Raw genomic sequence first — 20,158 nt, 5'->3', positions numbered from 1 at the left:
ATAGGAGAAACGACAAGCTGGAGGCAGATTGCATTTGACAGACGAACAAGTTCTTGACCGCAGAGCCAGAAGAACCCGGCAGGCGCTCAAATCCGCACTCGTTTCCTTAATTCTCGATAAAGGCTTCGATTCGGTGACTATTATGGACATCGCAGCCCGCGCAGACTATAACCGGGGCACCTTTTACAAGCATTTCGTCAGCAAGGAAGACCTGCTCAAGGAAATCCACGACGAGTTTCTGCAGGGCATCGCCGAACTGCTCGTCAAGCCGTATGAGGGCCTTGAGCGAATTGAAGCCTCGATGACCTACCCCTCGGGACTGCGCTTGTTTGAGCATATCGAACAGCATAAAGATGTGTTCCTGGCCTTATCGCGAGTCGAACGCGGAAAGCTGGCGATGGACATGTACGACAGGCTCAGGGAGTCGATGCGGAAGGACATGCATATCGAAATGGAACCGACCGAGCCGCCGATCGACTACGAAATCATGCTGAGCTACCGGATGTCGGCCACGGTGGGGGTCATTATGCACTGGGCAGAGGTTGATTTTAAATACACGGCGTCTTATATGGCGCAGCAGCTGATGGTGCTGGTTGAGACAAAAATGGATTACATCGTGTTTAAAAGAAACGGCGGCACATAAGCATCATTCTCAAAACTCCCCATTGTGCCCGTAAGCACAATAAGGTATCATTCTACATAGATGGACTGTGTGCGACTGGCGGAAACATGGGATGAACCATGAGGGAGCACATGGATATAAACAGCCGTACGCCTGGGCAGAGGTAAGGGGAATTTCCCCTTGCCTCTTTATGTTTTCTGGACCTTACCATGATTTAAAGGAGATGTAGACAATGACAGAACAAACGCTGATTTTGGACGGAGCGCGCGTGGCGCAGGACATTAAGGACGGCTTGGCTAGCAGGGTGAAAAGGCTGTCCGAGCAGGGGATTACCCCCTGCCTGGCGACCATTTTGGTAGGCGACGACCCGGCATCGGCCACATACGTGCGCATGAAAGGCAATGCCTGCAGACGGCTCGGGATGGAATCGTTAAAAATCACACTGGATGCGGGGACGACGACCGAGGAGCTTATCCGGGAAATCCAAAAGCTTAACGCCGACCCGAACGTTCACGGAATTCTGCTGCAGCATCCGGTTCCCCATCAGATTGATGAAAGAGCCGCATTCGACGCGATCGCCATTGAAAAAGACGTCGACGGCGTCACCACGCTGGGATTTGCGCAGAATGCTTTCGGCTTTGCCGCATATCCTTCCTGTACCCCGGCGGCCATCATCGCTATCCTGGATTACTACCGGATTCCTGTAGAAGGCAAGCACGCTGTTGTTGTCGGCCGCAGCCCGATTCTCGGCAAGCCCGTCTCGCTGATGCTGCTGAACCGCAATGCCACGGTCACGATCTGCCATTCGAGAACGAAAGGCCTTGGTGATATCGTGTCCCAGGCAGAAATCGTTGTTGCCGCAGTAGGGAAACCGAAATTCATTCAGGGAGACTGGATTCAGGACGGCGCCGTCATTCTAGACGCAGGCTACAATGAAGGCAATGTCGGGGACGTTGATTATGAGGCATGTCTGGAAAAAGCGAGCGCCATTACACCCGTCCCTGCGGGCGTCGGACCGGTAACCATCGCCATGCTGCTGAAGCACACGGTGGATGCGGCGGAAAAACAACTGAGATAAACCAGCCATCGGTATGGCCAGGTTTTCCTGAGGTCACTTAAAGAAGCCGTGTATCGGCAGCACAAATACGCCGGGTAACGGCTTCATAAATGGTAAGAGGGCATTCCGCCGAACATCATTCGGTGAAATGCCCTTTTTTTCTGCCCAAGATGTAATGTTCTTGAGTCGGCTGGTAACCGATTCACATAAATCCGTCCGTCACAAATGGCGGCCTATTCGTACCGCAGCGCCTCGATCGGATCCAGCTTCGCGGCCTGTCGTGCCGGGAATACGCCGAATACGATGCCGATGCAGGCCGAGAACCCGACTGCAAGCAGCACGGAGTTCATCGACACCGCGGTGGTCACGTCCATCAGCTTGCCGACGAACTTGGAGCCGCCGAAGCCAAGGATGACGCCGATCACACCGCCCAGGATAGCCAAGGTGACCGATTCAAACAGAAACTGCGATAGAATCGTCCCTTCCTTGGCCCCGATCGCCTTCCGGATACCGATCTCCCGCGTTCGTTCCGTAACGGACACCAGCATGATGTTCATGATGCCGATTCCGCCGACCAGCAAGGATATCGCCGCCACGCCGCCAAGAAACAGGGTCAGCGTTTTGGTGACACTTTCGGCGGAGGACATGACATCCTCCTGGCTTTGAACCCTGAAATCATCGTCGGCCCCGCCAAGTTTATGGCTTTGACGCATCGTATACTGGATCAGCGCCATGGTGCTGTTGATCACGTCGGTAGATTTGGCTTCGACCAAAATTTGCCGGACACTGCTCCGGGAGCTCCCGGTCTGAAACCGGGACTGAATCGTCGTGATCGGCGCGATGACGGTGTCGTCCTGGTCAACCGTACCCGAAGAACCCTTCGCTTTGAGCACACCGATGACCCGAAACGGGATGTTGTTGATTTTGATCATGCTGCCGACCGCATCGAAGCCCGCTTCACCAAATAGCGTTTCCGCCGTCGTTGCGCCAAGGACCACGACCTTGGCCCGGTCATTGACTTCATCCTCCGTAAAGAAACGACCGATGTCCGTCTCCCACGATTTGATGTCGGCATAGCCCGGCGTCGAGCCGATGATCGTGGCGGAGGCCGTGTTCGATCCGTTCAGCAGCCGCGCGCTCACCTGCGAGACCGGCGCGACGTACTTCACGGTATCGATTTTGGAGATCGGGTCAGCGTCCGAAATGTTCAGCGTGCCCGTGCTTCCGCCTTGGTTGCCTCCTTCCGCTGTGCCGGTTGACGACCCCGAGCCTGCGGTAACCGTGATCAGATTGGAACCCAGGCTCTGGATTTGGCTCGTCACCTGCTTGCTCGTTCCCTGACCGATGGAAATCATGGCAATGACGGTCGCCACGCCGATGATGATTCCAAGCATCGTCAGGAAGGAGCGCAGCATGTTGGACCGTAAGCTTCGGATTGATATGCGCAGCAGTTCCCCCACATTCATACCCGCTCACGCTCCGTATTCAGCCGGTCCGTCTCGATCAGGCCATCGCGAAACCAAATAACCCGTTTCGTATGGGCGGCGATGTCCGGTTCGTGGGTGACGATGACGATCGTATGCCCCTTTTCGTTCAGTCTCCGGAATATGCCCATGATTTCCTCGGATGATGCCGTATCCAGGTTGCCCGTCGGCTCGTCCGCCAAAATAATGGCGGGGTCGTTGCTCAAGGCGCGAGCAATAGCCACCCGCTGCTGCTGTCCCCCGGAGAGCTCATTCGGCTTGTGGTGCATCCGGGTTTTCAGGCCGACCAGCTCAAGGCAGTACTCGGCCTTCTCCCGCCGCTCCTTTTTGTTTTTGCCCGCATACAGCATCGGAAGCTCGACGTTTTCAATGGCAGAGGTTCGCTTGAGCAGGTTAAAGTTTTGAAAGACAAAACCGATCTTGCGGTTGCGCACCTCCGACAGCTGCTTGGCCGATGCTGAGCCGATGTCGATGCCATCCAGCATGTACTTGCCGGAAGTCGGTTTATCCAGACAGCCGATCACATTCATCATGGTCGATTTTCCTGAACCAGACGGTCCCATAATGGAGACAAACTCGCGCTCATCGATTTGAAGGGTGACGCCCTTCAGCGCCTGGACCTCATTCTCGCCCGAAGCATAGACCTTCTTTACTTGATCAAAGGTGATCACTGTCCGCCACCTCCCATTCCGCCGCTGCGTGCACCGCCCTCGCCGGTTCCTCCAGTACTTCCGGTCCTGCCGCTACGGTTGAACTGCCGCATCTCGCCGCCTCCGTTCATGCCTCCGAAGCCGCCCATACCGCCCATGCCGCCAAAGCCGCCCATGGTTCCCTGGCTCGTTCCGGTGCTCGTCTTTGTCGTCGTCATCGTAATAGTTACCTTGTCGCCCTCGGACAATCCGGTCAGCACTTCGGAATTCGCCCCGTCATCAAGGCCGGTCGTAATTTCCACCTGCTCCTCTTTGCCGCCTTTGTCGACCATGACGATTTTCCGTCCGCCAAACGACTTGATCGCCGCATCAGGAACTTTCAATACATCCTTCTTACCGTCGGTAATAATGGCAATCGTCGCGCTGATACCCGGAATCAGCTTGTCTGCGTTATCTTGGCCCGCCGTGATTTCAATGCCGACCGGGAACGTCACGACGCCGCTGGTCTGCGCTTCCCCGAGCACCGCCTTGGACACGACTTTGCCTTTCAGCGTTACGCCCGTGAGCGCGTCAAATGTTATATTTACGTCCTGGCCGACCTTCACATCGGTGATATCGGTATCGTCGATGGAGGCCGAAATCCGGAAGCTTCCGCCGGTTGAGTACATGGAGATGGCCGAAGCAGCGTCGCCGGCAACCGTCTCCCCAACCTTGGCGTTCACGGCGGAAATGATCCCGTCATACGGCGCATAAATTTTGGCCCCGGCAGCGTTGGCCTTGGCGTCGTTCAAGGCAGCGAGTGCCATGGCCACGTCGGCTTTGGCACTGGCCACGTCGCTTTCAGCCGGCCCTTCCTGCAGCTTGGCCAGCTGCGAAACCGCCTGATCATAGGCGCGGGACACGCTATCCACCTGTGATTCGGCATTGGTAACCGCTTCTTTTAGCTGATCCAGATTACTCTGCTGCGATACCGCTTGTTTATAAGCGTTCTGGGCATTATCCGCCGCGACTTGAGCGAATAAAATCTGGGACGGGTCCGTCCCCTTCTTCGCTTCGTCCAGCTTGGCCTGCGTGCTGATGACGGCAGCCTTGGCCTTGTCCACCTGTGCCTGCAGGTACGATGCATTGGCCGCCTTTTTCGCGTTCGTAAGCGCCGTCTTGGCGTTTTCCAGGTCGGACTGCGCCTTGGACACCTGGGCTTTTTGTTCGCTTAGGGTAGCCGAGTCCGTCCCAGCCTGGATGCTGTCCAGCTTCGCCACTGCACTGTCATACTTCGCCTGGGCTGACAGCAGCTCGTTTTGCAGCGCCGTTGCATCCATCGCTGCAAGCAGCTGCCCCTTTTTCACCGCTTCCCCGACGCTTACGTTGACATTGGTCACTTTGGAGTTTCCGCTGAAGCTCAGGTTCACCGATTCGGGTGCTTCCACATTGCCGGAGGACGTTACCGTTTTGGACAAGTCACCCCTCTCGACGGCATATGTAATGGTCGCCGTTTCCGTTTTCGTCGCGCTGGCGTTTTTTTGATAAAAATAAGTCCCCCCCGCGCCGATCACAATGACGCATCCGCAAATGATCAGCACGCTTTTTACCGCTTTGTTCATGTCCATTCTCCCTTCCTTCATATGACAAACACGATATCAGCCGAAACTTAAAAAAACCTAAACTCGGGTAGGCATGCAAAAAAGTTTTTCGGAAAAGACGGGAAGCCCCGATAAGCTTGCATCAATGAAATGGATAGAGATACACTGGTAGACAGACATTCTTTTCTCGGCAGGAATGCCATTTCACATACGATGGAGGAACTTGAATCATGGATCATTTTGAACAAATGCTGGAGAGATACGCCGAACTGGTAATCAAGGTCGGGGTGAACATTCAGCCCGGTCAGGTGCTGCTCGTGCAATCCCCGCTGGAAACCGTAGACTTCACGCGGCAGATCGTGTCCAAAGCCTATGAGGCGGGCGCCAAATACGTTCAGGTCGATTGGGACGACGAGAAGGTGACCCGCATCCGGTATGAACAAGCGCCTGACGATTCGTTCGCTTATTATCCGAAGTGGCAGGCCGACATGATGGAGCAGCTCGCCGAAGGCGGCGGCGCGGTACTGCACATCAAGGTGCCCGACCCTGAGCTGTTCCGCGGCATCGATTCCGTCAAAGTATCGACGGCCGTGAAAGCGGCGGCGGTGGCCCGCGAGAAGTATCAGGCCTACGTGCGCAGCAACAAGGTCAGCTGGTCGCTGATCAAGGCGCCGACCCGTGCCTGGGCGAACAAGGTTTATGCCGATTTGCCGGAGGAAGAACGCGTCCCGGCTATGTGGGAAGCCGTATTCCGCATGAACCGCGTCGACAGCGGGGATCCGGTCGAGGCCTGGCGGGAACATATCGCCGAGCTGAAAAAACGGCAGCAGTACATGAACGACAAGCGGTATAAGAGCCTGCACTACCGTGCGCCAGGCACCGACCTGCGGGTCGAGATGCCTGAGGGGCATTTGTGGCTCGGCGGCGGGGATCTGAAAGAGGACGGCGTGTATTTTGTGGCGAACATGCCGACGGAGGAAATCTACACGATGCCGCTGCGGACCGGAGTCAACGGCACGGTGTCCAGCACGCTTCCGCTTAACCTGAACGGACGGCTGGTAGAAGGCATCAAGTTAACCTTCAAAGACGGAAAAGTGACGGAATACGACGCCGTTTCGGGCCGCGAGCACCTGACATCGCTGCTGGAAACGGATGAAGGCGCGTCCTACCTCGGCGAGATGGCGCTGGTGCCGCATGACTCCCCGATTTCGCTCATGAACCGTGTCTTCTACAATACGGGCGTAGACGAAAATGCTTCCTGCCATTTCGCGCTTGGAAGCTGCTATCCGGTCAATATCGAGGGCGGAACCAAGCTGAGCAAAGAGGAGCTGCTCGCCAAAGGCGGCAACGTCAGCCTGACGCACGTCGATTTCATGATCGGTTCGGACCAATTGGACATCGACGGTGAACTGCCGGACGGCACCGTCGAGCCGGTGTTCCGCGCGGGTAAATGGGTTTAAAAATAACAAAAGCGGTCAGTCCCTAAAGAGGACTGGCCGCTTTCTTTTTTAGGTATAAACGTAGTTTCTCTTCTCCATAGCGAGTGTAAGAACCGTTCCTTTATTCCGCCGACGCAACCTTTCGCCGTGCGGACAGCTGATTCAAGCCGAGCAGCGCCAGCATCGCGATCACAACGCCCACGGCCCCGATCCATGTAACCGCCGACAGCGAGACGCCCGAGACGACTACGCCGCCGATGCCGGCGCCGGCCGCCATGGACAGCTGCATCATCGATTGGTTGAGCCCCAGCATGACACCGGAGGATTCCGGCTTGATCGTGACTAGATTGTACTGCTGTGCCGGTCCTGTCGACCATGCGGCGAATGACCACAAGATTAGGATGGCGAACACAGCGAACGCCGAGTGGCCAGCCAAACTGAGCAAAATAAGGGCGATCACGTGAAGGGTCATCCCGCTCAGAAGGGTGAAGGTCACCCCTTTCTTATCGGCACTGAACCCCCCCAGCTTTGAGCCGACCAGGCTGGCGATGCCAAAAGCTAACAACGCCGTGCTCAGCAGGCTCTCCTGCAATCCGGATATTTGAAGCAAATAAGGGGACAAATACGTGTAAGCCACCGAGTAGCCGCCCAGCCAAAAGAAACTGATAGACAGGCCCAGCGCAACTTTCGGATTTTTCAGAAGGGAAAACTGCTGCCGAAGGGGCACATGCGCGTCTCCCTGAATCCGCGGGATGGTCACCGAAATGATGAGCATCGCGACAAGACCGAGCAGAGCAATCCCGATAAATACCGCTTTCCAGCCAAAAGCAGCCGCGACCATTCTTCCGAGCGGGACGCCGATGATGAGCGAGGCTGTAAAGCCCATGATGACGGTGGCCAAAGAGCCAGCCTGTTTGCCTTCAGGCGCAATTTTGGCGGCGATGCTAAGCGCCGTAACGACGACCATTCCCGCTCCAAGCGCCATCAGCACGCGTGACGCCAGCAGCAGTTCATATCCGGGCAACACAAACGACAAGATGTTGGCTGCAACGAAAATGCCAAGGGCCGTGATCATCAGCCTGCGGCGGTCCCACTTCGCCGTCAGGGCCATGAGAACAGGCGTAGCGATCGCGTATGTCAGTGAGAACACGGTAATCAGCTGGCCCGCGGCAACGACTGTAATGCCCATCGAATCCGCAATTTTATCCAAAATACCGGAAACGATGTATTCCGAGGTACCCACCAAAAAGCTGATAATGGCCAAAATGTAAATCTTCCAGGTGCTGGTCATAAATGCAATCAAACTCCTTTGAATAATATTTTCGTATTTCTACAATCATAGAAATAAAGGACAAAAAAAATTAGTTCAACAGAAATGGCGCATATTTCTGCGCTACCTCACGGTTCAGGCAGTAGAAAATAAAGGTGCCTTCCTTACGGGAATCCAGCAGACCGCTCTCTGCCAACTGCTTCAGATGATGGGACAGCGTGGAGTCCGCTACGGATTCCAGCTTGCTCCCAAGCGTGGAACAGCAGGCTTCACCTTCCCGGGAAAGGATCATTGCCACTTTCAAACGTGTCGGTTCGCCCAGTGCCTTGTATATTTTTACGGCTTGCTTGGACTCCACATCTTCGTTCATATCTGCTCCTCCTTCCTGATTTCGTATTTCTAAATTTATAGAAATAAAGTAGCATACGGTTTACCGGATTGTCAACACCCCATCTTTGTGGGTGGTATTAAAAAATGGGATCATGCCCCTCACTCACCGCTGCAATGTCTGATGATGTTTATTGCCGCAGTGAGCCAAGGGATGACGGATTACAAGGACAAGATCCACCGTTTACAGCTTCGTTTCGTCCATCAGCAGCTTGACCGGACAATGATCGCTCCCCAGGATCAGATGATCGATCTGGGCGTCAATCAGGGACGGGGCAAGCCGTTCCGATACGAGAAAATAGTCGATCCGCCAGCCCACGTTCCGCTCACGGATTTTGGGCATGTAGGACCACCAGGTATACGCGCCTTCCTGCTCCGGGTAAAAATGTCTGAACGTATCGATCAGCCCCGTATTCAGCAGTTCTGTCATTTTGCCGCGTTCCTGAGGAGTAAAACCCGAGTTTTCACGGTTCGACTTCGGATTCTTCAGGTCGATTTCCTGATGGGCGACGTTTAGATCCCCGCAAATGATGACAGGCTTCCGCGCATCCAGCTGCTGAATGTAGCTTCTGAACCGGTCCTCCCATTCCAGCCGGAGGTCCAGTCTCGACAGATCGCGGCGCGCGTTGGGCGTATACACGTTGACCAAGTAAAACCCTTCGTACTCGAGCGTAAGGATTCTCCCTTCCAGCTCCCCGTCCTCTTCCAGTCCGGAGTACACGGACAACGGCTTCTGCTTGGTAAAGACGGCGGTACCGGAATAGCCCTTCTTCTCGGCGTAGTTCCAGTATTGGTAATACTCGTCCATGCCGTCCAGGCAGATTTGCCCTTCCTGGAGCTTCGTCTCCTGCACGCAGAAGATGTCCGCGTCCACTTGCTTTACATATTCTATAAAACCTTTATTGACACAGGCCCTGAGCCCGTTCACGTTCCAAGATACCAATTTAATCATTATTTCCCCCGCTGTTGTTGAAGTCTGTAACTCTAGTCTACCATACTACGTCCACCCCTTCCGTGACAAATCGGTGATTTAGAAAATGATAGATTCATGATACAATGTCCTAACGCGATTCAACCTATTTCCAAAATGACGTGAGGGATCTATTGTACCAATGAGAACTTCCGCTTCTGTTAAAGCGTTTAATTTTCTGTTTTTCGCCCTGCTGGCCATTTTCATTCCGTTTCTTCCCGTATATTTTGATGAGCAGGGACTATCGCCTTCCCAGATCGGCTTCATCGTCGGTACGGGAGGATTTATCACGATTGTGGCCCAGCCGCTGTGGGGGATGATCAGCGACCGGACCAAAACGATCCGGAAAGTGCTGCTGCTCCTTCTTGTTTGCGCCATCATGACCGGCTTTGTCCTGTACCATACCGGCACGTACAGCCTGATCATCCTGTTTGCCATGCTCACCTACTTTTTTCTAATGCCGGTCGATCCGCTGACGGAGAGCTTGAACTTCCGCGTCGCCGAATCGGCGGGGATCAGCTACGGCTCGCTTCGAACCTACGGGGCGCTTGGCTATGCAGTGATGTCATTATTCGCAGGTTATTTCATGACTTCATACGGCGCACACAGCCTGGCGTATTTGTTTGTGGCCATTGGTCTGGTCAGCTTTGTCATTACGCTGTTCATGCCGGACGCTCCGGTGTCGGGCAAACCGGTCACCCTTTCCAGCCTGAAGCATTTTCTCAGCAGTAAAGAAACTCTGCTCTTTCTCATCCTGGTCTTTATCAGTTCGATCCCCGCGCGGATGAACGATACTTATTTAGGGGTATACATCAAGGAGTTGGGCGGGACGGCCAGCCTTGTGGGACAAGCCTGGTTTCTGGCAGCGGGAAGCGAAATCGTCGTGTTCGCCTTGAGCTTCTGGTGGCTTCGCAAAGGCAGCGAGCTGATGCTGATCGCCTTTTCGGGATTTTTTTATTTTATACGCTTTTTCGCATCGGCCTGGATTGAAGATCCGCATCTCCTCGCCTATTTGCAGTTACTGCAGCTGCTCACCTTTCCGGTGTTTTATTCCGCCGCCATTCAGTACCTGTACCGCATCGTTCCGGTCGAATGGCGGGCAACCGGGCAGACGGTGCTGGCGCTGCTGTTCTTCGGGGTTTCCGGCATTATCGCTTCCTTTGCAGGCGGTGCGCTGTATGAGGCATTCGGCGGGAGGACACTGTTTCTGACGATTTCCGGCATGTCGCTGGCGGGAACGCTGTTCGGGATTGTACTGTACCGAATTTACGGGCGCAGAAACCGTGCAGCAACTGCAGAGCCGGCCGGAGAAGACGCCCCAGAATAATCGTGAAGGCCACAAATAAACCGCCCTTAGAGGCGGTTATTTCATGTTTCCCGATGTTAATTGGTGCTGGAAGAAGCCTTGCCCGGCTTCACAGCCTGCACTTCATACATTTTTACGGTTGTGCTGATCATATAGGCTGGCGGCTCCTGCCCCTTCTTGTCGCGATGACCTTGAAGATGCGCGTCGCTTTTCTCCCAATTTTTCCAATCTTCCTGGGACTCCCAGCGGATCATGACGACGACTTCGTCCTGCTCTCTTCCACGGGTATTGACCATGACCGTTCTGTCAATCAATCCGTTCATCTCGTCCATCGGGCCATCCTTGGTGAATCTGGCGGCAACCTGTTCGCTGTACCCTTTTTGCACAGCCATCGTTCTCAATTGAATAAACATAGGTGGTTCCTCCCGTCCATGGATATGATTGCTGTATTCCTGCGGAATCATCGCCTTATGTCGGCTCCGTGATTTCCGGACTGTATCCATCTTAATCGATAATGATTCTCATTGTCAAATGGCTGGACATCCCGAAATCTCTTCGCTTCTACCATTCACCGCTTAAACCCTTGTTTTTCGGTTTTTAGATGTAATATCATTAAAGGAGTTTCCTCATGGCTGCCCGTATGGGATACATAAACCTGACTCCAAACAAACGATACTTTACTTTAAAAAGAGAGGATAATCATTCACATGATCATCAAACCAAGAACCCGGGGCTTTATCTGCACGACGGCACATCCTGTAGGATGCGCTGCGCAGGTCCAGACCCAAATCGATTACGTCAAATCCAAGCCGGCCGTCCAAGGGCCGAAAAACGTGCTCGTGATCGGCGCGTCGACCGGCTATGGCTTGGCGGCACGCATCACAGCTGCATTCGGGGCAGGAGCGAATACCGTAGGCGTATACCGCCCAAGCAGCGGTTCCGAGAAACGGACAGCCTCCGCCGGATGGTACAATTCCGCCGCGTTCGAACAAGCAGCTGAAGCAGCCGGGCTAAAATCTTTCAGCGTGACAGGGGACGCCTTCTCGACTGAAACGAAGGAGAAAACGGTGGAATTGATCCGTTCCGAACTCGGTCAGGTCGACCTGGTGGTGTACAGTGTGGCATCCGCCCGGAGAACCGATCCGGTCACCGGCGAAGTGTACAATTCCACCCTTAAACCGCTGGGTAAGCCCTATACGAATAAAACCGTCAACTTCCACACCGGCGAAATCAGCGAAGTGACCATTGAGCCCGCTACGGAAGAAGAAGTCCGCGGTACGGTTGCGGTCATGGGCGGGGACGACTGGCAGCTGTGGATCGATGCGCTGGAGCAGGGCGGCGTGCTGGCCGACGGAGCCGCCACCATTTCCTTCTCCTACATCGGTTCGGACATCACCCAGGCCGTGTACCGGGAAGGTTCCATCGGCAAAGCCAAGGATCACCTGGAAGCCACTGCGCTGAAGCTGAACGACCAGCTGGCGGCCAAAAACGGACGAGCTTATGTCGTTGTCAGCAAAGGGCTGGTGACCCAATCCAGTTCGGCGATCCCGGTCGTGCCGCTGTATATCTCCGCATTGTACAAGGTCATGAAAGAAAAAGGCATCCATGAAGGATGCATCGAGCAGACCTACCGCCTGTTCACCGACCGGCTGTATACCGGCGGCGAAACGCCTGTTGATGAAGTCGGCAGAATCCGCATCGACGACTGGGAGCTCCGCGAAGATGTGCAAGCTGAAGTCGCCGACATCTGGAACAGCATCACATCGGACAACATCTATGATCTGACCGATCTTCATGGGTACCGCCGCGAATTCTTCCAGCTGTTCGGCTTTGAGACGGATGGTGTCGATTATGAAGCCGACGTAAATCCTGACGTGAAGGTTCCGCATTCCGTTTAACCGATTCAGCGCTTAAATAGAGAAGCCTGGTTATGCTTTCTCGCATATCCAGGCTTTTTTTTTGCTTGTTCGCCAATTCTTCGATGTGGCTAATCATAAACGGCCATCCTCCGGGTATGTTAATGAAGACGGTCCTGAACGATCGGTTGGTCGGCATTGTCAATGACTTCTCTGAACATGTACCTCTCCTCCGAAGACTCGGGAACAAGCATCTGCGGGAAATTGGCCTTCAAAATCTTTTCCAGTCCCCAACCGTCATCTGAGAAATCGACTTGCGGCCGCTGATCGCGAAGCAGCAGGATACCTGCCAGCGCTACAACCGCCGATTGCCAGACTATGAACATGATACGCCTCCTCTTTTTGTGCCAAGCTGTGCGGCTCCTTCTATGTAAGCCTTGCCACCAATACAAAGCTCAAACGTATGTGTGTAGAAGTACGTCATTCAACCGTCCCCCAGGTCCGTATCGTCCGTTTTCAGTGGACAAATGAATGATCTTTACACTCCTCGTTGACAATAAACTAGCAAATTTCAAGACAACCAGCGTATAATGGTAGCGAGTCCGACAAATCACAGCGTTTACATGCGGCTCTATGACTTATCCAGTACAGATACCCGGAGGATTGATTTTCATGAGATTGGAAAAAGATTTTCTAGGCACCAAAGAAGTTCCCAACCATGCATACTACGGCATTCAAACCCTGCGCGCAAAGGAGAACTTTCCGATTACCGGACAGCGTCTGCATCCTGAACTGATCCGGTCGATGGCCATGGTCAAAAAGGCTGCAGCATTGGCTAATATGGAAATCAAACGGCTGCTTCCAGCCAAGGGTGAGGCCATTGTACAAGCCGCAGATGAGATCATTGGCGGTGAGTGGCTCGACCAATTTATCGTGGATCCGATCCAGGGCGGCGCCGGTACATCGATAAATATGAATACGAACGAAGTGATTGCGAACCGGGCTCTGGAATTGATGGGCAAGGAAAAAGGCAGCTACGCCGATATCAGCCCGAACAACCATGTCAACATGGCGCAATCGACCAACGATTCGTTCCCGACCGCCGTCCATCTGGCGACATTGACAATGATTGACAAGCTCGTGGCGACCATGACCGATCTGCACCAGGCCTTCGTCGATAAAGCCAACGAGTTTGATGCGGTGATCAAGATGGGCCGAACCCATCTGCAGGACGCCGTTCCGATCCGTCTCGGGCAGGAATTCCAGGCATACGCCCGCGTGCTGGGCCGTGACATTGAGCGGGTCAAAGCCACCAAGAACAACCTGCTGCATATTAACATGGGCGCAACGGCGGTCGGTACAGGCCTCAATGCCGATTTGACCTACATCAAGCGCGTGGCCGAAATTCTGGCAGAGCTCAGCGGTTTTCCGGTGCAAGCAGCGGATCATCTTGTCGATGCCACCCAGAATACCGACGCCTACACCGAGGTGTCCGCCGCCTTAAAAATTTGCATGATGAACATGTCCAAAGTCGCCAACGATATCCGGCTGATGGCTTCCGGCCCACGGGCAGGACTTGGGGAACTTTCTCTCCCTTCACGCCAGCCGGGTTCCTCCATTATGCCGGGGAAGGTCAATCCGGTTATGTGCGAGGTTATCAACCAAATCGCGTTCCAGGTGATCGGTAACGACCATACGATCTGCCTGGCATCCGAAGCCGGCCAGCTGGAGCTGAACGTCATGGAGCCGGTTCTCGTCTACAACCTGCTGCAATCGCTGGAAATTATGAATCAAGGCTTCCGGGTGTTCCGCGAGCACTGCGTCGAGGGCATTCAGGCTAATGTGGAGCGGTGCAGGGAATATGTCGAGAACAGCGTAGGTATCATTACGGCACTGAATCCGCACCTCGGCTACGAAGTCGTATCCCGCATTGCGCGCGAGGCGATCACGACCGGCAAGTCGGTTCGGGAGCTGTGCCTGCTGTACAACGTGCTGACGGAAGAAGAGCTGAACATCATCCTTGATCCTTACCAAATGACCAATCCGGGCATTGCAGGCGAAGCTCTGCTGCGGAAGGAATAAAATAATTGGAACAGGCCGTGCCGGTATTGGCACGGTCTTTTTTTAGAAGAATGTCCGCACTATCCCTCCGATTTCACCCCGATTTTTTGAAAATATCGATGTAAATACATAAAATCCACCGTTCTTTACCATACTACCCTTTATCTAAATTAAAGCTACCCGGAATAGAGTGATAAGCATAATGGGTTCTGTCAATCGAATGAATTTCTCCCATATCTGTATGATCCTCATGCTGACGAATGGGCTAACCAGTCATGTCATCGTCAATCCCATGATTTTGGATGCATCAGGCCGGGATGCCTGGGTTTCCGTCCTCATGGCTGCGCTCATTTACGTGCCCTGGTCGCTGCTGCTCGTCTGGTTCATGAAGAGATCCGGTAACCGCAAGCTGCAGCCCTGGCTTGCCGAACGGACAAAACCATGGATTTCCTGGGTTCTCATGGTTCCGATGTGCCTGTATTTGTACACCATAGGAGGCCTCACGCTGCTTCACACCTCCACCTGGACCATCACCAATTACCTGCCGGCCACCCCAAAGCTGGTGCTCGTAACCGCCCTGGCGCTGGTCTGCCTGTACGGGGCCAAAACAGGTCTGCGCTCCATGGCAATCGGAGCGGGCGTCCTGCTGCCGATCGTCGTCGTTCTGGGGATTTTCGTCTCGGTGTCCAACAGCGCTCATAAAAATTATAAGATGTTGTTACCCCTAATGGAGCACGGGTGGGTACCGCCTGTTCATGGCATGCTGTATGCGGGAGGGGCGTTTATCGAACTGATCGTCATCTTGACGATGCAGCACCGGATCCGGTCGAACACGAAGCCGTGGCACATGATCGTGTTCACACTGCTGATGGTATGGATTACGCTCGGACCCGTCATAGGAGCCATCACCGAGTTTGGGCCAGTCGAAGCAGCCAAGCAGGCCACTTCTCCTTATGAACAGTGGCGGCTGGTCAAAATCGGTGATTATGTAGAGCATGTGGACTTTTTCTCGGTGTACCAATGGCTTGCCGGTTCATCGATTCGAATTAGCCTGTCTTTGTTTCTGCTTGCGGACATCATGCCCTTCTCCAACCAAACGATGCGGGGCCGATTTATCATCGCCCTAACGTTCAGTTACATCGTGTTATGTATGTTTCCGTACAGCCAGCAGGACTTTTACAACATGATGTACCGGTATTATTTTCCGGCTTCCTTGATATTGGGAATCTCGTACTCCCTGATATGCGTTGGCATCTCCTTCATTCCGAATAAAAGAAGGGAGCGTACGACATGACGGATACTGAAAATAAAAATTACTTGCCCCAAGGGGATCACGATCCATCGGATGATCGCAAAGAAGAAAGTCATGCGCACAACGGTAATAGTGGAAAGCAAAGCCAAGAGCGCCGAAAAAACAGGGATCAAGGTAAACGCAGCGGCAATTCACCGGACCAGGCTCCAGAAGAAACAGGCGAGGAGAATGGCGAGCCGCTTTCCGACAATCCAGAGGACAACCGGAACGTTAGCGATTCCGAGCAGGGGAATAATCAGCGAAAAAATGGGGATACCGATGACAAAACATCAGAGAGCACCAATTCGGATGATAACAATCCTCAGAAAGGCAGCTCCGATGACGACTCCTCGGATGAACCGAGGCTTTGGAATTTTAGTAGGCTGAACGATTTATTTGCCAAAAGCGCCGATATCAAGGTCCAAATGCACCGGCTCAGCAAGTCCAATCCTTATTCTGAGATCGTCCTGGTCTTTGCCGATGGTCTATGCGAGTCATCGCTGCTCGGCAAAGTCATTCTGCCGGAGCTCTACGACATGTATGAGAAAGACGGCCTCCCATCCAAAAAAGGCGAACTGCTTGCCGGCAAGCTGCCGTTAAGCCTGCTAAAGACGAACGCTCCCAGCAGTGCGATAGAGGAAGCCGTCTTTCAGGGGAGTGTCGTCCTGTTCCTCCCGCATACCAACGAGCTGTATACTATGGACATCAGCAACATGCCTAAACGGACACCGGAGGAGTCTACGACCGAAATTTCCGTCAAAGGCCCGAAAGACGGTTTTACCGAAGATATCAGCACCAATGTCGCACTGATCCGCAAGCGGATCCGCAGCACCACGCTCTGCAACGAAACGTTTGTGATGGGCAGACGCACACGGACACGGGTATCTCTCCTTTACATTGAAGACATCATCTCGCCTAAGCTTCTGGAGGAGGTTAAAAAGCGGATGTCTAAAATCGACATGGACGGATTGTATACGGCCAGCCAGCTCGAGGAACTGCTGTCCGACTCGAAATACTCCCTGCTGCCGCTGATCGATTTTACGGGCCGTCCGGATTACGCGGTCAGCTCGTTGATCAACGGGAGATTCGTCATCATCGTAGACGGCAATCCGATGGTGCTTACTGGTCCTGGCTCGCTGTCCCTGCTTATGAAATCGCCGGAGGACATCCACTTTAATTACATTTACATCTCCTTTGTCCGGCTGATCCGCGTGCTCAGTCTCGTCTTGTCCGTGGCTCTGCCGGGATTCTGGGTGGCCTTGACCGCGTTTCACCAGGACCAGCTTCCGTACCGGATGATGGCGACGATTTCGGTGACCCGTCTGGGCCTGCCCTTTTCCGCCCAGATGGAGCTGTTTCTGCTGCTTCTCCTGTTTGAGATCTTCCGCGAGGCCGGCATCCGGCTGCCCACCACGATCGGCCAGACCTTGACCGTTATCGGCGGTCTTATCATCGGCGACGCCGCCATCCGTGCCGGGCTGGTCTCGCCGTCATCCGTCGTCGTGGGCGCTATTACGACCGTCACTGGCGCGACCTTGGTGAATCAAAGCTTAACCTCGGTCATTAGCGTTATCCGGTTCACATTGTTCCTGATCGCCTCGTTTCTGGGTATGTACGGCCTCATTCTCGGCCTGATTCTGCTGCTGATCTATGTATCCCGGCTCCGGACGTTCGGAGAGTCCTATCTTGCGCCGGTTTCACCATTCCGGTTCAAGGATTTTATCAACTCGGTCATCCGGCTGCCGTGGGATAAAGTCAAGAGCCGCACCTCCTTCCTGAATCCGCAGGATCCGGATCATCAAGGGGAGTCCCCGACATGAAACGATTGGCGCTATTCCTTGTATGCTGTGCGTTAACGCTTCTCCTGCCGGGCTGCTGGAACTCCAAGGATATTCAGAATATGGCCTATGTGACGGCGATCGGGCTTGATTATGAGGACGGAAAATATAAAAGCTACGTTCAGGTGCTGAACTTCTCCAATATCGCTCAATCCCAAAATGCCCAGGTCGGCAAAGTCGTGCCGATCTGGATTGGCACGGGGGAAGGGATGACCGTGACCGAATCATTGACATCCATCTACTCGACGGCACAGCGCCGCGTATTTTGGGGCCATATGAAAGTGGTCGTTTGTTCCGAGCGGCTGCTCAAGCATGGCATGGACCAGGTGTTTGACATGCTGAACCGGTACCGGGAAATCCGTTATAACGTGCTGCTGTATGGGACGAAAGATCCGATTCAGGACATTCTGACGGAGAAGTCCATCCTGAACTTTTCTCCGCTGGAAAGCGTGTTGGAATCTCCGCAGCAGGTTTATACGCAGCGTTCGTTCATCCTGCCCATTTATGAGTTTAAAATTTTGGCCCAGTTGAAAGAACCGAGCGGGACGGCAATTCTTCCTTCGTTGACGATTGACTATAAGGACTGGTATGAGGATAAAAAGGACCACCCGATGCTTCGGGTATCCGGCGCTTATTTTTTTGACAACCGAGAGCTTCGCGGATGGCTCTCGGAGGATGATCTGAAGGGAACCCGCTGGATTCAGCGGCAGCTTGAACGGTCACCCGTCAATATTCCTGTCGGTCAGACCCCCGTAGCCACCCTGATCCTGATGAAGCCGCATTTTATCGTAGATCCAAAGCTGGAAAACGACAAGATTCATTTCGACATTCGCATCGGACTTAAATCCTACGTGGATCTGATGATCAAGGATCTGCCGGAGTCGACGCTGGAGAAAATGGCCGCCCAACTAGTAAAGAAGGAAGTCATCGACAGCTACAAAAAAGGCGTCACCCTGAAATCCGACGTGCTGATGCTGGAAGACAAGCTGTACCGGAAATACCCCGACAAATGGCGGGAACTCAGCAAGAAGTCTGATTTTATTCTAACCGATGAGATGCTGAGGAACGTAGATGTCACCATTACGATGGTGAACTCCGGTAAGTACAAGCAAAGGGTTCACTGATCCTTCGGCGCGTGGTATGATGAAGCAAAGAATGCGTTCCTGTCATGCCAACAGCCAGGGATCAAGAAAGGTGATTAAATATGTGGATTTACATCGTCGTGATCGGGATCGCCCTGCTGGCTGCTGTCGGGACGTTCTGGGTCGGTTTTTCTGCCGAAAATAAAAAACGCAATCCGGAGTACGAGCATCGTACGAAGAAGAATCTGTCCAAGCTGACTTCCATGTACGTGGTGACCGTGGTCCTGGCCATCATCATCTGCGTCGCCATTTATTTCAGGTAGCTTTCGGCGTTAATCCATACAAAAAGAGAAGCATCCTCCCGATGCTTCTCTTTTTGTGTTTTACGCTTATGAACTCCGAAGAAATGACACCGCCCGGACTTCCGGTTTTCCGTCATCCTTGCCGGCTTATTGGGCTGTCAAAATTTCCGGACCGTTCGCCGTAATCGCGAGGGTGTGCTCGTACTGGGCCGACAGTCCGCCGTCCAGCGTTCTGGCGGTCCAGCCGTCGCTGTCCATCTTGCTCCGGTAAGTGCCGGTATTCAGCATCGGCTCGATCGTAATCACCATGCCTTCCTTCAGCCGTGGACCTACATTCGCCGGCCCGTAGTGAGGAACCTGCGGTGCTTCGTGCATTTCCTCCCCGATGCCGTGGCCGATGAAATCGCGTACGACCGAGAAGCCTTCACCTTCGGCATAAACCTGGATTGCATGTGAAATGTCGCCGATCCGGTTGCCGATAACCGCCTTCTCGATTCCTTTGTACAGGGATTCATGCGTCACGTCCAGCAGGCGCTGCGCCTGCTCGGAAATATTCCCGACCGGATAGGACCATGCAGAGTCGGCCAGCCAGCCTTTCAGGTTGACCACCATATCCACGGTAATGATATCCCCGTCCTTCAGCACCGTTTTGCCCGGAAAGCCGTGGCAGATCACGTCGTTTACCGAAGTGCAGGTCGCATAAGGAAAACCGTTGTATCCTTTCTGCTCGGGTGTAGCCCCATGCTTGCGGATGAATTGTTCTGCGAAACGGTCAATCTCTATAGTGGTGATGCCGGGAGCAATCATCTTGCGGATCTCACGGTGGCAGGCAGCCAAAATTTCGCCCGCTTCTTTCATGTACTTGATCTGGTCTTTCGTCTTCAGAATTATCATCTTTTTATCTACCCTCATTCCTGTCTGTATCTTCTTATTATACCCAATATCGTCAATGTCCGAAATCTA

Annotated in this window: 19 protein-coding genes and 1 riboswitch; of the genes, 10 read left to right on the top strand and 9 right to left on the bottom strand. The window is 53.7% G+C overall.

Annotation, left to right across the window (positions count from 1 at the left end):
• The first annotated feature begins 34 nt into the window (after positions 1-34).
• Both IAE55_RS17540 and IAE55_RS17535 read left to right on the top strand, forming a co-directional pair.
• Positions 35-643, top strand: a complete 609-nt coding sequence (locus IAE55_RS17540) for a TetR/AcrR family transcriptional regulator (protein WP_200633361.1) — start codon at positions 35-37, stop codon at positions 641-643.
• A gap of 61 nt (positions 644-704) precedes the next feature.
• Positions 705-788: riboswitch (ZMP/ZTP riboswitch) on the top strand.
• A gap of 66 nt (positions 789-854) precedes the next feature.
• Complete coding sequence (locus tag IAE55_RS17535; protein WP_200633360.1) at positions 855-1,700, top strand: bifunctional 5,10-methylenetetrahydrofolate dehydrogenase/5,10-methenyltetrahydrofolate cyclohydrolase; 846 nt, start codon at positions 855-857, stop codon at positions 1,698-1,700.
• A 212-nt stretch (positions 1,701-1,912) separates the two neighbouring features.
• On the opposite strand, the gene IAE55_RS17530 is transcribed toward IAE55_RS17535, so the two are convergent.
• From IAE55_RS17530 to IAE55_RS17520, 3 genes are read right to left on the bottom strand one after another with little or no spacing between them, the layout of a single operon-like run.
• Complete coding sequence (locus IAE55_RS17530; protein ID WP_145156915.1) at positions 1,913-3,145, bottom strand: ABC transporter permease; 1,233 nt, start codon at positions 3,143-3,145, stop codon at positions 1,913-1,915.
• Complete coding sequence (locus IAE55_RS17525) at positions 3,142-3,834, bottom strand: ABC transporter ATP-binding protein (RefSeq protein ID WP_145021275.1); 693 nt, start codon at positions 3,832-3,834, stop codon at positions 3,142-3,144. The genes IAE55_RS17530 and IAE55_RS17525 overlap by 4 nt, the downstream gene beginning before the upstream one ends.
• Entirely contained in the window at positions 3,831-5,414 is a 1,584-nt protein-coding gene (locus tag IAE55_RS17520; RefSeq protein WP_200633359.1) for an efflux RND transporter periplasmic adaptor subunit, read from the bottom strand. Before IAE55_RS17520 ends, IAE55_RS17525 begins: the two co-directional genes overlap by 4 nt.
• 209 nt (positions 5,415-5,623) lie before the next feature.
• On the opposite strand from IAE55_RS17520, the gene IAE55_RS17515 reads away from it, so the two are divergent.
• A complete protein-coding gene (locus tag IAE55_RS17515) occupies positions 5,624-6,853 on the top strand; it encodes an aminopeptidase (protein ID WP_200633358.1) in 1,230 nt (409 codons plus the stop codon).
• 100 nt (positions 6,854-6,953) lie between these two features.
• On the opposite strand, the gene IAE55_RS17510 is transcribed toward IAE55_RS17515, so the two are convergent.
• From IAE55_RS17510 to IAE55_RS17500, 3 genes are all read right to left on the bottom strand, one after another.
• The gene (locus IAE55_RS17510) at positions 6,954-8,123 is read right to left on the bottom strand and encodes an MFS transporter (RefSeq protein WP_200633357.1); all 1,170 of its coding nucleotides are present in this window, start codon (positions 8,121-8,123) and stop codon (positions 6,954-6,956) included.
• A 70-nt stretch (positions 8,124-8,193) separates the two neighbouring features.
• Positions 8,194-8,472, bottom strand: coding sequence for an ArsR/SmtB family transcription factor (locus IAE55_RS17505; protein ID WP_105443464.1), 279 nt, complete (start codon positions 8,470-8,472; stop codon positions 8,194-8,196).
• Positions 8,473-8,673: 201 nt separating this feature from the next.
• Positions 8,674-9,438 carry an exodeoxyribonuclease III gene (locus IAE55_RS17500; RefSeq protein WP_200633395.1) on the bottom strand — a complete coding sequence of 255 codons (765 nt, stop codon included), beginning with the start codon at positions 9,436-9,438 and terminating at the stop codon, positions 8,674-8,676.
• Positions 9,439-9,601: 163 nt separating this feature from the next.
• Between IAE55_RS17500 and IAE55_RS17495 the strand changes: the two genes are divergently transcribed.
• Positions 9,602-10,786: an MFS transporter gene (locus tag IAE55_RS17495; protein ID WP_145021286.1), complete on the top strand. Its 1,185-nt coding sequence runs from the start codon at positions 9,602-9,604 to the stop codon at positions 10,784-10,786.
• A gap of 56 nt (positions 10,787-10,842) precedes the next feature.
• Here IAE55_RS17495 and IAE55_RS17490 read toward each other — a convergent pair whose 3' ends face one another.
• Positions 10,843-11,178 (bottom strand): antibiotic biosynthesis monooxygenase, encoded by a 336-nt coding sequence (locus IAE55_RS17490; protein ID WP_076167530.1) that lies wholly within the window; start codon positions 11,176-11,178, stop codon positions 10,843-10,845.
• Between the two features lie 294 nt (positions 11,179-11,472).
• On the opposite strand from IAE55_RS17490, the gene fabV reads away from it, so the two are divergent.
• Positions 11,473-12,663 (top strand): enoyl-ACP reductase FabV, encoded by a 1,191-nt coding sequence (fabV, locus tag IAE55_RS17485; protein ID WP_200633356.1) that lies wholly within the window; start codon positions 11,473-11,475, stop codon positions 12,661-12,663.
• Between the two features lie 119 nt (positions 12,664-12,782).
• On the opposite strand, the gene IAE55_RS17480 is transcribed toward fabV, so the two are convergent.
• On the bottom strand, positions 12,783-13,007 hold the full coding sequence (locus tag IAE55_RS17480; protein WP_200633355.1) for a hypothetical protein: 225 nt from the start codon (positions 13,005-13,007) through the stop codon (positions 12,783-12,785).
• Between the two features lie 286 nt (positions 13,008-13,293).
• Here IAE55_RS17480 and aspA point away from each other — a divergent pair, with 286 nt between their 5' ends.
• From aspA to IAE55_RS17455, 5 genes are all read left to right on the top strand, one after another.
• Positions 13,294-14,703, top strand: coding sequence for an aspartate ammonia-lyase (aspA, locus tag IAE55_RS17475; RefSeq protein ID WP_076167538.1), 1,410 nt, complete (start codon positions 13,294-13,296; stop codon positions 14,701-14,703).
• A 199-nt stretch (positions 14,704-14,902) separates the two neighbouring features.
• The gene (locus tag IAE55_RS17470) at positions 14,903-15,976 is read left to right on the top strand and encodes a GerAB/ArcD/ProY family transporter (protein ID WP_234489621.1); all 1,074 of its coding nucleotides are present in this window, start codon (positions 14,903-14,905) and stop codon (positions 15,974-15,976) included.
• Positions 15,973-17,793, top strand: coding sequence for a spore germination protein (locus IAE55_RS17465; protein WP_145156909.1), 1,821 nt, complete (start codon positions 15,973-15,975; stop codon positions 17,791-17,793). Before IAE55_RS17470 ends, IAE55_RS17465 begins: the two co-directional genes overlap by 4 nt.
• Positions 17,790-18,935, top strand: a complete 1,146-nt coding sequence (locus IAE55_RS17460; RefSeq protein ID WP_145156908.1) for a Ger(x)C family spore germination protein — start codon at positions 17,790-17,792, stop codon at positions 18,933-18,935. The genes IAE55_RS17465 and IAE55_RS17460 overlap by 4 nt, the downstream gene beginning before the upstream one ends.
• 80 nt (positions 18,936-19,015) lie before the next feature.
• Positions 19,016-19,216: a hypothetical protein gene (locus IAE55_RS17455; protein ID WP_105443470.1), complete on the top strand. Its 201-nt coding sequence runs from the start codon at positions 19,016-19,018 to the stop codon at positions 19,214-19,216.
• Positions 19,217-19,342: 126 nt separating this feature from the next.
• Here the strand turns inward: IAE55_RS17455 and map are convergent, their stop codons facing one another.
• Complete coding sequence (map, locus tag IAE55_RS17450; protein WP_076169476.1) at positions 19,343-20,089, bottom strand: type I methionyl aminopeptidase; 747 nt, start codon at positions 20,087-20,089, stop codon at positions 19,343-19,345.
• Positions 20,090-20,158 lie beyond the last annotated feature (69 nt).

The organism is Paenibacillus sp. S28 (genome assembly GCF_016624415.1).
GTDB lineage: Bacteria > Bacillota > Bacilli > Paenibacillales > Paenibacillaceae > Paenibacillus_AQ > Paenibacillus_AQ favisporus.
This window is presented reverse-complemented; position numbering and strand designations above follow the sequence as displayed.

Coding starts and splice junctions, on each gene's coding strand:
- IAE55_RS17535 (WP_200633360.1), top strand. CDS start 855: ATGACAGAACAAACGCTGATTTTGGACGGAGCGCGCGTGGCGCAGGAC.
- IAE55_RS17530 (WP_145156915.1), bottom strand. CDS start 3,145: ATGAATGTGGGGGAACTGCTGCGCATATCAATCCGAAGCTTACGGTCC.
- IAE55_RS17520 (WP_200633359.1), bottom strand. CDS start 5,414: ATGAACAAAGCGGTAAAAAGCGTGCTGATCATTTGCGGATGCGTCATT.
- IAE55_RS17515 (WP_200633358.1), top strand. CDS start 5,624: ATGGATCATTTTGAACAAATGCTGGAGAGATACGCCGAACTGGTAATC.
- IAE55_RS17510 (WP_200633357.1), bottom strand. CDS start 8,123: ATGACCAGCACCTGGAAGATTTACATTTTGGCCATTATCAGCTTTTTG.
- IAE55_RS17505 (WP_105443464.1), bottom strand. CDS start 8,472: ATGAACGAAGATGTGGAGTCCAAGCAAGCCGTAAAAATATACAAGGCA.
- IAE55_RS17495 (WP_145021286.1), top strand. CDS start 9,602: ATGAGAACTTCCGCTTCTGTTAAAGCGTTTAATTTTCTGTTTTTCGCC.
- IAE55_RS17490 (WP_076167530.1), bottom strand. CDS start 11,178: ATGTTTATTCAATTGAGAACGATGGCTGTGCAAAAAGGGTACAGCGAA.
- fabV (WP_200633356.1), top strand. CDS start 11,473: ATGATCATCAAACCAAGAACCCGGGGCTTTATCTGCACGACGGCACAT.
- IAE55_RS17480 (WP_200633355.1), bottom strand. CDS start 13,007: ATGTTCATAGTCTGGCAATCGGCGGTTGTAGCGCTGGCAGGTATCCTG.
- aspA (WP_076167538.1), top strand. CDS start 13,294: ATGAGATTGGAAAAAGATTTTCTAGGCACCAAAGAAGTTCCCAACCAT.
- IAE55_RS17470 (WP_234489621.1), top strand. CDS start 14,903: ATGAATTTCTCCCATATCTGTATGATCCTCATGCTGACGAATGGGCTA.
- IAE55_RS17465 (WP_145156909.1), top strand. CDS start 15,973: ATGACGGATACTGAAAATAAAAATTACTTGCCCCAAGGGGATCACGAT.
- IAE55_RS17460 (WP_145156908.1), top strand. CDS start 17,790: ATGAAACGATTGGCGCTATTCCTTGTATGCTGTGCGTTAACGCTTCTC.
- IAE55_RS17455 (WP_105443470.1), top strand. CDS start 19,016: ATGTGGATTTACATCGTCGTGATCGGGATCGCCCTGCTGGCTGCTGTC.
- map (WP_076169476.1), bottom strand. CDS start 20,089: ATGATAATTCTGAAGACGAAAGACCAGATCAAGTACATGAAAGAAGCG.